At 61.5% G+C, this 13,687-nt stretch carries 14 protein-coding genes; 1 reads left to right on the top strand and 13 read right to left on the bottom strand.

All coding sequences use genetic code 11. The annotated features are described in order from the left end of the window. Nucleotides 1–112 precede the first annotated feature (112 nt). From DW024_RS03260 to rpsP, 11 genes are all read right to left on the bottom strand, one after another. Complete coding sequence (locus DW024_RS03260; RefSeq protein ID WP_118238098.1) at nt 113–901, bottom strand: ribonuclease HII; 789 nt, start codon at nt 899–901, stop codon at nt 113–115. Between the two features lie 93 nt (nt 902–994). Continuing rightward, nucleotides 995–1,336, bottom strand: a complete 342-nt coding sequence (gene rplS / locus DW024_RS03265; RefSeq protein ID WP_006236098.1) for a 50S ribosomal protein L19 — start codon at nt 1,334–1,336, stop codon at nt 995–997. A gap of 210 nt (nt 1,337–1,546) precedes the next feature. Next, nucleotides 1,547–4,297: a pyruvate, phosphate dikinase gene (gene ppdK, locus DW024_RS03270; RefSeq protein ID WP_118376964.1), complete on the bottom strand. Its 2,751-nt coding sequence runs from the start codon at nt 4,295–4,297 to the stop codon at nt 1,547–1,549. A 346-nt stretch (nt 4,298–4,643) separates the two neighbouring features. Next, nucleotides 4,644–5,519, bottom strand: coding sequence for a pyruvate, water dikinase regulatory protein (locus DW024_RS03275; RefSeq protein WP_118376965.1), 876 nt, complete (start codon nt 5,517–5,519; stop codon nt 4,644–4,646). Nucleotides 5,520–5,553: 34 nt separating this feature from the next. Beyond that, nucleotides 5,554–7,650 (bottom strand): glycine--tRNA ligase subunit beta, encoded by a 2,097-nt coding sequence (glyS, locus tag DW024_RS03280; RefSeq protein ID WP_118376966.1) that lies wholly within the window; start codon nt 7,648–7,650, stop codon nt 5,554–5,556. Nucleotides 7,651–7,653: 3 nt separating this feature from the next. After that, nucleotides 7,654–8,565 carry a glycine--tRNA ligase subunit alpha gene (locus tag DW024_RS03285; protein ID WP_006236091.1) on the bottom strand — a complete coding sequence of 304 codons (912 nt, stop codon included), beginning with the start codon at nt 8,563–8,565 and terminating at the stop codon, nt 7,654–7,656. A gap of 59 nt (nt 8,566–8,624) precedes the next feature. Further along, nucleotides 8,625–9,188 (bottom strand): signal peptidase I, encoded by a 564-nt coding sequence (lepB, locus tag DW024_RS03290; protein WP_118376967.1) that lies wholly within the window; start codon nt 9,186–9,188, stop codon nt 8,625–8,627. A 2-nt stretch (nt 9,189–9,190) separates the two neighbouring features. Continuing rightward, on the bottom strand, nt 9,191–9,949 hold the full coding sequence (gene trmD / locus DW024_RS03295; RefSeq protein ID WP_118376968.1) for a tRNA (guanosine(37)-N1)-methyltransferase TrmD: 759 nt from the start codon (nt 9,947–9,949) through the stop codon (nt 9,191–9,193). A gap of 10 nt (nt 9,950–9,959) precedes the next feature. Next, nucleotides 9,960–10,481 (bottom strand): ribosome maturation factor RimM, encoded by a 522-nt coding sequence (gene rimM / locus DW024_RS03300; RefSeq protein ID WP_055309865.1) that lies wholly within the window; start codon nt 10,479–10,481, stop codon nt 9,960–9,962. A gap of 4 nt (nt 10,482–10,485) precedes the next feature. After that, nucleotides 10,486–10,731: a KH domain-containing protein gene (locus tag DW024_RS03305; RefSeq protein WP_369834735.1), complete on the bottom strand. Its 246-nt coding sequence runs from the start codon at nt 10,729–10,731 to the stop codon at nt 10,486–10,488. A gap of 42 nt (nt 10,732–10,773) precedes the next feature. Further along, nucleotides 10,774–11,115, bottom strand: coding sequence for a 30S ribosomal protein S16 (gene rpsP / locus DW024_RS03310; RefSeq protein WP_022094749.1), 342 nt, complete (start codon nt 11,113–11,115; stop codon nt 10,774–10,776). A 201-nt stretch (nt 11,116–11,316) separates the two neighbouring features. Between rpsP and dinB the strand changes: the two genes are divergently transcribed. Continuing rightward, nucleotides 11,317–12,570: a DNA polymerase IV gene (gene dinB, locus DW024_RS03315; RefSeq protein ID WP_199412400.1), complete on the top strand. Its 1,254-nt coding sequence runs from the start codon at nt 11,317–11,319 to the stop codon at nt 12,568–12,570. A gap of 98 nt (nt 12,571–12,668) precedes the next feature. Here dinB and rsfS read toward each other — a convergent pair whose 3' ends face one another. Both rsfS and yqeK read right to left on the bottom strand, forming a co-directional pair. Continuing rightward, on the bottom strand, nt 12,669–13,124 hold the full coding sequence (gene rsfS, locus DW024_RS03320; RefSeq protein ID WP_006236081.1) for a ribosome silencing factor: 456 nt from the start codon (nt 13,122–13,124) through the stop codon (nt 12,669–12,671). Nucleotides 13,125–13,152: 28 nt separating this feature from the next. Further along, nucleotides 13,153–13,686 (bottom strand): bis(5'-nucleosyl)-tetraphosphatase (symmetrical) YqeK, encoded by a 534-nt coding sequence (yqeK, locus tag DW024_RS03325; RefSeq protein ID WP_199410567.1) that lies wholly within the window; start codon nt 13,684–13,686, stop codon nt 13,153–13,155. Nucleotide 13,687: the final 1 nt, after the last annotated feature.

Below are 13,687 nucleotides of genomic sequence, written 5' to 3' on the forward strand. Positions count from 1 at the left end.
AAAAGCTGACCAAATGCCGTCAAAAAACGGGCCGTACGCAGCAATGGTGTTGCATACGGCCCGCTACCAGCAGGTTTATAAAACCCCTGAGGTCCCTGTCTCCACAATTGACCTAGAAAAGGCGCTCAGTCTGCAGAAAGTTTCCGCAAAAGCTCACGCGGTGCAGTGGACAAAGTCCATGTTTGCGAATGGCCTCGATATGCTCGGGGCTTGCATAGCCCTTCGACTCGGCCAGATGGTACTCGGGATACTCGGCGTCGTACTCGACCATCATCTCGTCACGCGTGACCTTGGCCATGATGGACGCCGCGGCGATACAGGCGATTTTGGCATCACCCTTCACCACATCGCGCTCGTTAGGAACGGCGCCCAAGGGGTTGCCATCCATGAGGACGCAGTCGGGTTCAAGTCCCGTATCGGCCACGGCGCCCGCAACGGCAGTACGGATAGCACGGGCCATGCCCATCTCATCGATATCCGCAGGAGCGATATGGCAAAAGCCGATGGCAGTCGCCACCTCGGCTATCTTCACCGAGAGCAGCTCGCGGCGCGCGGGCGTGAGTTTTTTGGAATCGTTGATGCCCCAGATGCGCGGCTCCATCGGAAGACACACGGCACACACGGTCAAGGGACCCGCTACCGAGCCACGGCCCACCTCGTCGACGCCCACGACCACCCCATCACCGCCGAGCTCATGCATAAGCTGATACATGCCGTTGACGCGCTCGCGCTCGGCAAGCTCTTTGGCATGGCGTTTGAGGGCACGCTCGCAAGCCTTGATCACCTGCTGGCGCGGATCCTCGCGATAATGCTCCACGAGGGCAGGAATCTCCTCAAACGTAGCGCTCGCCAACTCACCGGCAACCTGCGATGCCGAAACCGAGCTCGTCATGTTGGCCATACCAGGCCCTCCTTGCATGCAAATCAGATAAAAAGAAGGGCCACCCGAAGGTGACCCTTGTGTCCAAACGAGTGGACAGACGCTGCGATCTTCTTAGCGCTTCTCGGGGATGCGAGCAGCCTTGCCCACCTTGTCGCGGAGGTAGTACAGCTTGGCGCGACGGACGCGACCATGACGAACGACCTCGAGCTTGGCGATCTTGGGGCTGTGAAGCGGGAAGGTACGCTCAACACCGACACCGAAGGACATCTTGCGGACGGTGAAGGTCTCGCGGGCACCGGCGCCGGCCATGCGGATGACGTCGCCCTGGAAGACCTGAATGCGCTCGCGGTCGCCTTCCTTAATGCGGTAGTGAACCTTGACGTTGTCGGCGACGCGAACCTGAGGAATGTCCTCGCGGATCTGCTGACGCTCGATTGCGCGGATGTAATCCATGTGCAATTCCTTACTCTTCTAGAGGTGCCGTACCACCTTGGCCGGCACGTAGTTGAACAAACGTATTCCAGTATACACGCGCGGGTTTTTGCTGCAAGAACAATTTTTTACGCAGACAAAAAGACAAAACCCGCACATGATAACCGCCCGTCTCACGAATGAGACGGGCGGCATGAAGGGGGACTACGCTAGGCGTCTAAACGCTAAACGCTAGGCGGAACGCTTGGCCTCGAGCTTGGCCTGAGCGGCAGCCAGGCGCGCGAGGGGCACACGATAGGGCGAGCAGGAAACGTAGTCCACGTCGGCCACGTTAAACAGGCCCTTGATGGACTTGGGGTCGCCGCCGTGCTCGCCGCACACGCCAAAGTGCATGTCGGGATTGGTGGCGCGGCCCTTCTCGACGGCCAAGCGCACGAGCTCCAGCACTGCCGCGTCGATGGTCTCGAAGGGGTTGTCTTTCAGAATCTTTTTATGCATGTACAGCGGGATGAACTTGGCCTCGGCGTCATCGCGCGAGAAGCCAAAGGTCGTCTGGGTGAGGTCGTTGGTGCCAAAGCAGAAGAAGTCGGCATGATGGGCGATCTCGTCAGCGACCATGCAGGCACGCGGCAGCTCGAGCATCGTGCCCACGGGAATGTTGAGTTCGACGCCCTCCTCGGCGGAAACCTCGGCGATCACGCGCTCGATGACCTCGCGGGTCTGGACATGCTCGGCCGTGATGGAGACGAGCGGAACCATGATCTCGGGGCGCGGGTCGACACCCTCCTTGATAAGGCGGGCAGCGGCCGTGGCGACGGCGCGAACCTGCATGAGCGGCAGATCGCCAAAGACGACGGACAGGCGCACGCCGCGCAAGCCCAGCATGGGGTTGGACTCGACCATGCCGTCAATGCGACGCAGGCGGGCGCGCAGGGCAGCGAGCTCCTCCTCGGGAGCGCCGGCGGCCTCCTTCTTGGTGATGGCGACCTCGAGCTCGCGAGGATTATCCAGGAACTCATGAAGCGGCGGATCGAGCAGGCGGACGACCACATCGCGACCGGACATGGTCTTGAACATCGCCAGGAAGTCCTCGGTCTGAACCTTGAGCAGGTCGGCCAGGGCCTGCTGCTTCACGGCCTCATCGTCAGACAGGATAAAGCTCTGGATGATGTTCTTGCGATCGCCCAGGAACATGTGCTCGGTGCGGCACAGACCGATGGCCTCGGCGCCAAACTCGAGCGCGAGTGCAGCATCCTCGGGGTTGTCGGCGTTAACGCGCACGTGGTTGGCGTGGCCGCAGGTCTCGTCCAAACGGATCTCATCAGCCCAAGACAGGATGGTGTCCAGGTCGCCGGTGAGCTCTGCAGAGACCAGGTCGACCGCGCCGTCGACGACGATACCCTGGGTGCCGTCGATGGAGATGACATCGCCCTCGCGCAGCACGCGGTCGCTGCCCTCGATGCGCACGACCTTCTCTGCCGCGTCAATGTGGAAGCGCTCAACGCCGCAAACGCAGGGCGTACCCATGCCGCGGGCGATAACGGCGGCATGGCTCGTCTTGCCACCGTGGCTGGTCAGGATGCCCTCGGCGGCGACCATGCCCTTCAGGTCGTCGGGGTTGGTCTCCCAGCGGACCAGAATGACCTTGTGGCCCTCGTTGGCGCGCGCGACGGCGTCATCACTCGAGAACACGACCTCGCCCACGGCGGCACCAGGGCTGGCGTTAAGGCCGCTGGCCAGGGCCTCGTACTTCTTGGAGGCGTCGAACTGCGGGTGCAGGAGCTGGTCGAGCTGCGCGGGATCGATGCGGCTCACAGCCTCCTCGCGGGTGATGAGGCTCTCCTCGACCATTTCGATAGCAATGCGCAGGGCGGCAGTGGCGGTGCGCTTGCCCACGCGGGTCTGGAGCATCCAGAGCTTGCCCTGCTCGATGGTAAACTCGATATCGCACATATCGCGGTAATGATCCTCGAGCGTCAGGAACACGCGCTCGAGCTCCTCGCCTGCGGACTCGAGGCCCGAGGTGGTCTTGAGGTCGTCGATGGGCTCGGTGTTTCGGATGCCGGCGACGACGTCCTCGCCCTGGGCATTCACCAAAAAGTCGCCATAGAACTCCTTGGTTCCGTCGGCCGGGTTGCGCGTAAAGGCGACGCCGGTCGCCGAGGTCTCGCCCTTGTTGCCAAAGGCCATGGCCTGGACGTTGACGGCGGTGCCGAGCTCGTCGGAAATGCCGTGCTGCTTGCGGTAGATGCAGGCGCGCTCGTTCATCCAGCTGCCAAAGACGGCCTGGATGGCAAGGCGCAGCTGAAGCTCCGGGTCGTGCGGGAAGACGGGCTTGCCGTCAGCGATCTCGAGCTCGGGATACAGGGCAGCCTCGACGTTCTCGGAGAAGATGCCCTTGAAGGTCTCGACGAGTTCCTGCAGGTCCTCGGCCGAAAGCTCGGAATCGACGCGAACGCCGGCGACCAGGCGGGCCTGGGTCAGGGCATTCTCGAACAAGTCGGCATCGACACCCATGACGACGTTGGAGAACATCTGGATAAAGCGGCGGTAGCTATCCCAGGCAAAGCGCGGGTTTTGCGTCTGGGCGATAAGGCCCTGGACGGAATCGTCGTTGAGGCCCAGGTTGAGAACCGTGTCCATCATGCCGGGCATGGAGAACGGAGCGCCCGAGCGGACCGACACGAGCAGCGGATCGGAGGCATCGCCGAGCTTCTTGCCGCAGCGGGCCTCGAGGTCGACCTCGGCGGCAACGATCTCGTCGAGCGCGCCCTCCGGCCACACGTTGCCGGCGCCGGAGTACTCAACGCAAGTCTGGCAGGTAATGGTAAAGCCACCGGGAACCGGCAGGCCGATACGGCTCATCTCGGCAAGGTTAGCGCCCTTGCCACCAAGCACGAAGTTCATGGACTTGTCGCCCTCGGTGACACAGGTGCCCTGGGCGTCGGTTCCAAAACGGTAAACCCTCTTGCAATCGCTCACGATACTTCCCCTTCCATGCGCTTACGCGCACGACCGTGGTAACGAATCGACCCGCCGGATGCAGGCCGTGAGGGAACTATACGGCGGGTTTTGGGCAGGCTTGAGCAGAGGGTGCGCGGTTTGGTAAACGTGCTAAAACAGGCGGTAAACGGTAGGTAAAGTTGGTTACCTTATGAAGATACCACTACAAGAAGAATGCAGGTCAGATGCGATGTTTTTGCTAAATCGCTTTATCAATTCAGGCTATTTAGCCACTCCGATGATTTTTCTGGGACGGGGATTAAAAAATCATTGAGTACCTAATGATTTTTTAATCCCCGTCCCAGAAAAATCATCACAGAAAGGACTACTGCTGTTGAGCGCGACGGGCGGCACGGCGGGCCCTGGCTTCTCGGATCTCTTCGAGGTGGGCAATGATCTCGGAGGCGCTCTCCTCAATCGCCTTGCCGTCGGTACGCACTACAAAGCAGCCCAGGCGTTTCATGAGCGCGCGGGCTTCCGCAAGCTCACTACGCACGCTCTCGGGCTCGGCATAGGAGCCGGCAACGGCACGGGCGTAGTCATCGCCCAAGCGGCTATCGCGAATTTCGGAAATCACATCGACGGTCGAAATCAGGCCGAACAGGCGCATCGGGTCGACCTCGTAAATCGACTTGGGCGGCTCCATGCCATGCGCCAGTGGGACATTGGCGACCTTGTAGCCCTGATAGGCTAAATACATCGACAGCGGCGTCTTGGATGTACGCGACACACCCAGCAGCACGATATCGGCACCCGACAGATCGTCGCAACCACGACCGTCATCGTGATCAACGAAATACTCCATGGCCTCGATACGATGGAAATAGCGGTCATCGGTCTTGTGAATCACGCCCGCAACGCCCTTGGGCGGCACACCGATGAGCGACGACAGCACGGCAAGCGTCGGGCCGATCAGGTCGACCGAACGGATATGCAGCATACCCAGGTAATCGAGCACGCGGGCGCGAAGCGCCGGATCGACAATGGTGTGGAACACGGCAATATCGCGATGGTCCGCATCGACGCGCGGCCCCACAAATGACTTGACCTGCTCCACAGAGGTCACCTTAGGCAGACGCAAAACGCGAAAAGCCCCTTCATCAAATTGCCCGGACGCCGCAAGCACCACCTCACAAGCGGTATCACCGAGCGAGTCGGAGATAACGATAACGGTGGGACGAGCGGTGACCGGGCAATCCATGCGGGGCTCCTTTTGCGCTTATGCGCAGGCTGGCTTACTTTTTGCGGGCAAGCTCACCGATGTTGGCGATGCCGGAGAAAACGGCCTCGAAGCGGTTGAGCAGCTTAAGGCGATTATCGCGAAGCTGCTCGTCCTTGTCCATGACCATGACCTCATCGAAGAAACGGTCGATGGGCGCGCGCAGGGCGGCGAGGGCGGCAAATGCGGCCGGGTAGTCCTCGGCAGCAAGGGCGGCATCGACAGCGGTCTGAGCAGCCTCGGAGGCGTCGGCGAGCGCGAGCTCGACCTCGCCCATCAGGCTGCGGTCATACTCCGCACCCAGCTCGGGCTTGGAGATGTGCGCGGCACGGGCATAGGCGGTAGCCAGGTTGTCAAAGGTCTCGGCATCATTCTTGCGGGCCTCGTCGAGGGCGGCGCAGCGGGCGAAGAAGACGGACGGGGCGATGATGTGCACCGCGGAGACGGCGGCAACGGTATCGGCCGGAATCTTTTCGTCGCGGGCCATGCTCACCAGGCGGCCATGGAAAAAGTCACGAACCTGCTGGGCGACCTCGGCGGCGTCGAACTCAATGCCCTGCTCGCTGTAAAGCTGCAGAGCAAAGTCAATCAGCGACGTGGGATCGATCGGCAGACGGTCGCGCAGGATGTTGATGATGCCGATAGCGGCACGACGCAGCGCGTAGGGGTCGGAGGAGCCGGTCGGGGGCTCGCCGATGGCAAAGATACCGGCGATGGTATCGAGCTTGTCGGCGCAGGCCACGATGCAGCCAGCGGTGCCCTCGGGCAGCTCGTCACCGGCAAAGCGGGGACGATAGTGATCGCGAATGGCATGAGCGACCTCGTCGTTCTCCCCCATCGCGCAGGCGTAGTAACCGCCCATCACGCCCTGCTGGCTCGTGAACTCGACGACGGCGTTGGACACCAGGTCGGCCTTGCACAGGTGCGCGGCGCGAGCGGCATCGGCAGCCAGATGGGCGCCCAGATGGGCCTCGCGGGCAATAGCGAGCGCGAGCTGCTCAATACGCTCGGACTTGGCGAGCACGCTACCGAGCTTCTCCTGGAAGGCGACCTTGGCCAGGCGCTCGCGGAACTCGTCGAGGGAGATCTTCAGGTCCTCCTCGTAGAAGAACTTAGCGTCGTCCAGGCGGGCGCGCACGACGCGCTCGTTGCCGTCGATCACGCGCTCGGCGTTCTCGGGCTTGCTGTTCGAAACAACCACGAACTCACGCGTGAGCTTGCCCTCGCCGTCATAGATCGGGAAGTAGCGCTGGTTGGTGAGCATGGACTCGCAGATAATCTCGTGCGGGACCTTGAGGAACTCCTCGTCGAAGGTACCGACGAGCACCGTCGGCCACTCGCAGAGGTTGATGACCTCTTCGAAGACCTTCTTGGGCGTATCGACATGGCAGCCGGGACGGGCAGCCTCGACCTCGGCGATACCGGCGAGGATGGCCTCGCGACGACGCTCGGCAGAAAGCACGCCGGCATCCTCGAGCACCTGCTCATAGACAGCGGGGCTGGCGACAACGTGATCACCAGGGCCAAGCACGCGATGACCGCGCGTGGTGTTGCCGCTCGTCACGTCGGCAAACGACACGGGCACAACATCCTCGCCCAAAAGACAGCAGATCCAGCGGACCGGACGAACAAAGGTCGCGTGCTCGTGACCCCAGCGCTGGGAGCGGTAGTTGGGCCACTGCAGGCCGGTGATGGTCTTCTCGCACAGAGCGGTCAGAATCGGCGTAGCCGGTGCGGAGGGAATGTTCTTCTCAGCAAAGACATACTCGCGACCGTCGGTGTCCTCGCGACGGACCAGATCCTCGGCAGCCACACCGCACTTGCGAGCGAAGCCCTGGGCGGCCTTGGTGGCGTTACCGTCAGCGTCGAAGGCAATGTTGGCCGCGGGGCCACGCTTGACCTCGTGAACCTCATCGGTCGCGGTGGCGACGTCGGCAACGAGCGCAGCCAGGCGACGCGGGCTCGAGATCACACGGACCTCGCCATGAGCCAGACCGGCCTCGTCGAGACCCTTGGCGATCATGGTGCCAAGCTGCTTGACGGCATTGTTCAGCGGTGCAGAGGGCATTTCCTCCGTACCGATCTCAAACAGGAAATCCTTAGCGTCTGCCATGGCTTACGCCACCTCGCCTTCCTGATCGGCATTCTCGTTGACTCCGGCGACCTCGGCCATGTAGGCCTCGCAGCACGCCTTGGCGACGGCGCGGACGCGCAGGATGTAGTTGGCACGCTCGACCGCGGACAGGGCGCCACGGGCATCGAGCAGGTTGAAGGCGTGGCTGCACTTCATGACGCAGTCGTACGCCGGCAGCGGAAGCTTGCGCTCCAGGCAGGAGTGGCACTCGGCCTCGTAGTCGTCAAACTTCTGACGCATCATCTCGACGTTGGCGACCTCAAAGTTGTAAGCGCTAAACTCGCGCTCGTTCTCGAGGAACACGTCACCATAGGTCATGGGCGTGCCGTCGGGCAGATAGCTCCACACCAGGTCGTAGACGGAGTTGACACCCTGGGCGTACATGGCGATACGCTCCAGGCCATAGGTAATCTCGACGGGCACAGGGTCGACCTCGATACCGCCCACCTGCTGGAAGTACGTAAACTGCGTGACCTCCATGCCGTTGAGCCAGACCTCCCAGCCAAGGCCCCAGGCGCCCAGGGTCGGGCTCTCCCAGTCATCCTCGACAAAACGGACGTCATGGTCGTTGGGGTCCAGGCCAATGGCGGCAAGAGACCCCAGGTAGAGCTCCTGGGCATTAACCGGCGACGGCTTGATGAGCACCTGGAACTGATAGTAGTGCTGCATGCGGTTGGGGTTCTCGCCGTAGCGGCCGTCGGCGGGACGGCGGCAGGGCTGCGCATAGCAGGTACGCCACTCGGCGGGACCGAGCGAGCGCAGCGTGGTCGCGGTGTGGAAGGTACCGGCACCGACCTCGGAGTCATAGGGCTGCATAATGACGCAGCCCTGCTCGCCCCAGTACTGCTGGAGGCGCAGGATGATGTCTTGGAAGGAAAGCGATGAAGCGTTCATGCCTCTAATATCCCCTCGTCGAAACGATTACACGGTTAGGTACTGTACTATAGCGGTTTTTAGTCGATAGCGCCGATACGGTTGAGCGGCCAGTAGCGCACAAGCGCCACGGCGATCAAGTCGGAGCGGTCGACCGGGCCAAAATAGCGGGAGTCAGCAGAGTTCTCGCGGTTGTCGCCCATCACCCACACGCACCCGTCGGGAACGGTGTAGGGATAGCTCACCTGAGCGCCAGGGGCCTGGACCGAAAGCGGCCAGCTCATGCCGGTCGTATAGTCCTCATCGAGCGCCTGGCCGTCGACGACGACCTTGCCGTCCTGAAGGTCGACCGTCTGACCGGCCGTGGCAATAACTCGCTTGACGAGAACATCGTGCTCGGAGGTGCCATCGGGGTTGTGGAATACCACAATATCGCCCTGTTTAACGGGCTGACCGAGCTCGAGGCTCACCTTTTGCGCCAGGATCTGATCGCCAATCTCGATCGTGGACTCCATGGAGCCGGTAGGCACCACAAAGGGTTCAACCACAAATGAGCGAATCAAAAAGGTGGCGACGAGCGCAATCGCGACGACCACGATCCACTCAAAGGCACCCTTTAGCACGGAATGCTGCGATGGAACCATTCTCACTCCTCGCTTAGCGAATACGACGCGTCCAAAATCTCTTGCGCGTACGCGCGCTCCTCAGGCGTGAGCCGCGCCGTCTCGATCAGATCGGGACGCCAGTGACAGGTGCGCTCGATGGCATTCTTGCGACGCCAGGCATCGACCTTGGCGTGATCGCCGCTCACGAGCACCGGAGGCACACCCTCGCCATTGAACTCGGCGGGACGGGTGTACTGCGCGTACTCGAGCAGGCCACCGTCCTCGGCGGTCGAGAATGACTCATCGACGTTGCTCATCTCGTCACCAAGGGCGCCGGGAATCAGACGCACGACGGCGTCGGCAACGACCATAGCGGGAAGCTCGCCGCCCGTGAGCACGTAATCGCCGATCGACAGGCGCTCATCGGCATACGCGTATGCGCGCTCGTCGACGCCCTCGTAGCGACTGCACACAAACAGCAGGCGCTCGCTTTTGAGCAGGCGCTCGGCCACATGCTGCGTAAAAGGCTCGCCGCACGGGGTGAAGAACACCACCGTCGGCTTGGGGCCCTCGGAGCTGATTGCCTCGATTGCCTCGGCAATGGGCTCGACCTTCATGAGCATGCCCTGCCCGCCGCCATACGGCTCGTCATCGACGGTGCGATGGCGGTCGTGCGTCCAGTCGCGCAGGTTATACGCCTTAAAATCAAAAAGGCCGGCCTTGCGGGCGCGGCCCAAAATCGATGTGGACATGACGGGCTCAAACATCTCGGGAAAGACCGAAAGGGTCTCAATCAGCATGTTGTCCTCCCTACTTGTCCATATCGATCAGGCCGTCCATAACGTGGACGGAAATTGTTCCTGTGTCGGGAAGATCGAGCACAACCTGCTCGATCACGGGAATCAGTACCTCGCCGTACCGATCGCCCTCGACAACCCAAACATCGTTAGCGGGCGTCGACATGATCTCGACGATCGTGCCGAGCGAACCGAAGCGCTCGTCAACCACCTCGCGACCCATCAGGTCGGTATAGGCGGCGTCGAGTGAATCGAGCTCAAAATCGTCACGATTTGCCAGCACATAGCATCCCGTGATGCCCTCGGCGGCCGTCAAGTCGTCAATGCCCTCAAATGAGACCAGATCGCCATCGCCCGTATCGGTGACGGACACAACCGTGCAAAAGCGGTCGCGCTTGAGCGCCGGCGGCGTCAGGGCGACGCGCATACCCGGCTCTAATACAGAAGGAAGCCCCCGCAGCGGCTGCGCGAGGACCTCCCCCTTCCTTCCGTGCGGCTTGACCACACGGGCGATATTTTTGTACTGGGACCTCAAGGTCCTAGCCCAGAACCTCTACCTCGACAGCAGTGTCGAGGCGAGCGGCCAGCGCACGGGCGAGCGTGCGAATGGCCTTGATGGTACGGCCACGACGGCCGATGACCTTAGCGACGTCATCCTCGGCGACCAAAACCTCAATCGTAGAGGCGTCGTCACCATCGATGACCTCAAGGCTCACGGAATCCGGGTCGTCGACGATCTGAACAACGAGATATTCGACGAGATCGGCGATGCGATCTGAGAGCATTGCCTCACCCTCGAGCTGTGCAGCGTCAACCTCAGGCACGATTTACTCCTCGGCGCCCTCAGCGGCCTCAGCGGCAGCCTTAGCGGCCTCGGCCTCTTTGGCGAGCTGCTTCTTGGACTTCTTGACGACGGTCTCGGTCTTCTCGCCCTCGTTGGCGGCCTTGACCAGAGCGGCGACGGCGTCGGTGAGCTGAGCGCCCTTGGACTGCCAGTCGGCGATCTTCTCGAGGTCGAGGTTGATGGTCTTGGGGGCGGTCATCGGGTTGTAGCGGCCAACCTCCTCGATGATACGACCGTCACGCGGGGCGCGGGAATCGGCGACGACGACACGGTAGTACGGACGCTTCTTAGCGCCGTGACGAGCAAGGCGAATCTTGACTGCCAAAGGAAACTCCTCCAACCAAGCAGCTTTAGGCTGCAACTACAAACAAACAGTTGAACATAATACGCCATCGACGCGGGCAGGTGAAGTCCGTGAGACCAACTTCTTCGGTGTAGTCGAGGGCAAATCCATATCTTAGACAAGAATTCGGGATTTGCAAGCACATACACGCACCCCACATGAGCTGCGCGGTATACTCATGACATGGAAAGACGCGAACATACATACGGTTATGAGGATGCCATGAGCGTCACGCCGCCTCCCTGGACGGGTCCGGCGGTGGGCCTCATGGACCTCGATGCGTTTTTTGCGAGCGTGGAGATGCTCGATCATCCCGAATGGCGCGGAAAGCCACTCATCGTGGGCGGAGACGCCGATTCGCGTGGCGTCGTGTCCACGTGTTCGTATGAGGCGCGCCGCTTTGGCGTGCACTCTGCCATGGCCTCGGCCGAGGCGCGGCGCTTGTGCCCGCAAGCCATTTGGACGCACGGGCACTTTGATCGCTACCGCGAGGTGAGCGCGCAGGTCATGGCGATTCTTGCCGAGGAGACGCCGCGCGTTGAGCGCGTATCCATCGACGAAGCCTTTATCGATATCACACCGGGTCGCTTTGCGCCCGAGGACCCACTGCTGGTTGCACGGCGTATAAGCGACCGTGTGGCAGCGCTGGGAGTGACGTGCTCCATTGGCGTGGGCTGCAACAAGACGGTCGCAAAGATCGCAAGCGAGCGTGACAAGCCGTTTGGATTGACGATTGTGCGCCCCGGAACCGAGCAGCGCTTTTTGGCCGCGCTGCCGGTATCTGCCATGAGCGGCATCGGGCGCTCGGCCGAGGAGCGACTGCGCCGTATGCGCATCTACACGCTCGGCGAGCTGTCACGCGCGCCGGAATCCACCTTGGCCTCTATTTTTGGCGTCAACGGCGAACGCATGCGCCAGCGTGCGCTGGGACTCGAAATATCCGAAGTAACAAGCCTCGATGAGGAACGCGAGGTTAAATCCGTGAGCAATGAGCGCACCTTTGCGAAAGATTTGACTGAGCGTGGGGACATCGAAGCGGCGATTGCGCTGTTGGGAGAGTCGGTTGGACGCCGCCTGCGCCGTCAGGGACTGACGGGCGGCACGGTAACGCTCAAGCTTAAGTATTCGTATGGCAGCGGACGCACGGCGCAGCGGCGGCTTCCCCACCCCACCGACGATGAGAACATCTTTGTGGCGGTTGCGCTCGAACTGCTCGACAACATCTGGCAGGAAGGCATGCATGTGCGTCTGGCGGGTATCGGGATGAGCGACTTTGACCATCAGGGCGGCATCCAGACCGACCTGTTCTGCGAAGTCGACGACCGCGGAGCCCAATCAAGCGACCGTCGCGACCTCTCAGTCGCGATCGATGCCGTCCGAGACAAGTTCGGCGACACCGCCCTATCTTTCGGCCGCCAATCCCGCTTCAATGATTAACCGCCTTTGTAAAAATAGAAAGCCGGGCAGGTGCGGAAAACCGCAACTGCCCGGCGAAATGCGCGAGGCTAGCTAAAAGCCCCATATCAAATGAGCCACTAGAGGAGGTCGAGGGGGAGCTGGGGGGCGTCACCCCAGAGCTTTTCTAGGCGGTAAAAGTCGCGGGCTTCGGGAGTGAAGACGTGGACGACAACCGAGCCGTAGTCCATGAGCATCCAGGTCTTCTGCTCGCGGCCCTCGATGGAGAACGGATGCTCGCCGCAAGCCTCGGCAACCTTCTCCTCGATCTCGTCGACAATCGAATCGACCTGGCGGTTGTTGGTACCGGTGGCAAGCACAAAGTAGTCGCACACGTCGGAAAGCTCGGTCAGGTCGAGCACCTGCACGTCCTCGCCCTTCTTGTCGTAGGCGGCCTGCGCGGCGGCGCGGGCGACATCCTCGGCGGCGACACCGCTCGCGGACAGCGAGGCGGCGGTGCGGTCGGACGTGGCAACGAAACTCTTGTGCTCCACACCTTCAAGAATCTGCTCGTCAGTCATGGTCTCGTCGGCCATGGAATACCTCTTTCTAGACACACCCGAGCTAGCGCAGCTGGGCGTAATGGTTGTAAATCGTAATAGCCGTGGGATAAAGATAGCGCCCGGACTGGATCACAAAGACCAGACCCTGCGCAAAACAGGAGAAGAACAACTCATCGAGCGAGGACTTCCCCACCATCTTGCGCAGCGCATGGGCATAGTCGCCGTGACGGTTGGGCTCGATGGCATCTGCCACAAAGACCACCATATCGAGCGGCGTCATGTCGCAGGCACCCACGGTGTGACGGTCGACAGCCTGGAAAACGGCCGGTGACAGCTCGGGAAAAAGCTGCGGAAGCTCATAGGCGGCAACAGGGCCATGCAAAAGCGGCGTCGCGGCGGAAGGAGAGCCGGCAACCTTGATGCCATAGTGAAGCGCGCGGGCCACGAGCTCGTCATCGGAAAGAACCTTGTCCCAGTCGTGAATTAAGCCGGCGGCAGCCGCATCAAAGCGGTCAACGCCGTAGACCTCGGCCAGATGAAGTGCGGTCTCGGCAACACCCAGCGAATGCACATAGCGCTTGCGCTTATCTTTCATG

Origin of the sequence: Collinsella sp. AF37-9, from assembly GCF_003475115.1 — a bacterium.
Taxonomy (GTDB): Bacteria; Actinomycetota; Coriobacteriia; order Coriobacteriales; family Coriobacteriaceae; genus Collinsella.

Excerpts from the sequence above, each read along its gene's own strand:
- dinB (WP_199412400.1), top strand. The coding sequence starts at position 11,317 with ATGGAAAGACGCGAACATACATACGGTTATGAGGATGCCATGAGCGTC.
- glyS (WP_118376966.1), bottom strand. The coding sequence starts at position 7,650 with ATGGCAGACGCTAAGGATTTCCTGTTTGAGATCGGTACGGAGGAAATG.
- yqeK (WP_199410567.1), bottom strand. The coding sequence starts at position 13,686 with ATGAAAGATAAGCGCAAGCGCTATGTGCATTCGCTGGGTGTTGCCGAG.
- rsfS (WP_006236081.1), bottom strand. The coding sequence starts at position 13,124 with ATGGCCGACGAGACCATGACTGACGAGCAGATTCTTGAAGGTGTGGAG.
- DW024_RS03285 (WP_006236091.1), bottom strand. The coding sequence starts at position 8,565 with ATGAACGCTTCATCGCTTTCCTTCCAAGACATCATCCTGCGCCTCCAG.
- rplS (WP_006236098.1), bottom strand. The coding sequence starts at position 1,336 with ATGGATTACATCCGCGCAATCGAGCGTCAGCAGATCCGCGAGGACATT.
- trmD (WP_118376968.1), bottom strand. The coding sequence starts at position 9,949 with ATGCTGATTGAGACCCTTTCGGTCTTTCCCGAGATGTTTGAGCCCGTC.
- DW024_RS03275 (WP_118376965.1), bottom strand. The coding sequence starts at position 5,519 with ATGGATTGCCCGGTCACCGCTCGTCCCACCGTTATCGTTATCTCCGAC.
- lepB (WP_118376967.1), bottom strand. The coding sequence starts at position 9,188 with ATGGTTCCATCGCAGCATTCCGTGCTAAAGGGTGCCTTTGAGTGGATC.
- DW024_RS03260 (WP_118238098.1), bottom strand. The coding sequence starts at position 901 with ATGGCCAACATGACGAGCTCGGTTTCGGCATCGCAGGTTGCCGGTGAG.
- DW024_RS03305 (WP_369834735.1), bottom strand. The coding sequence starts at position 10,731 with ATGCTCTCAGATCGCATCGCCGATCTCGTCGAATATCTCGTTGTTCAG.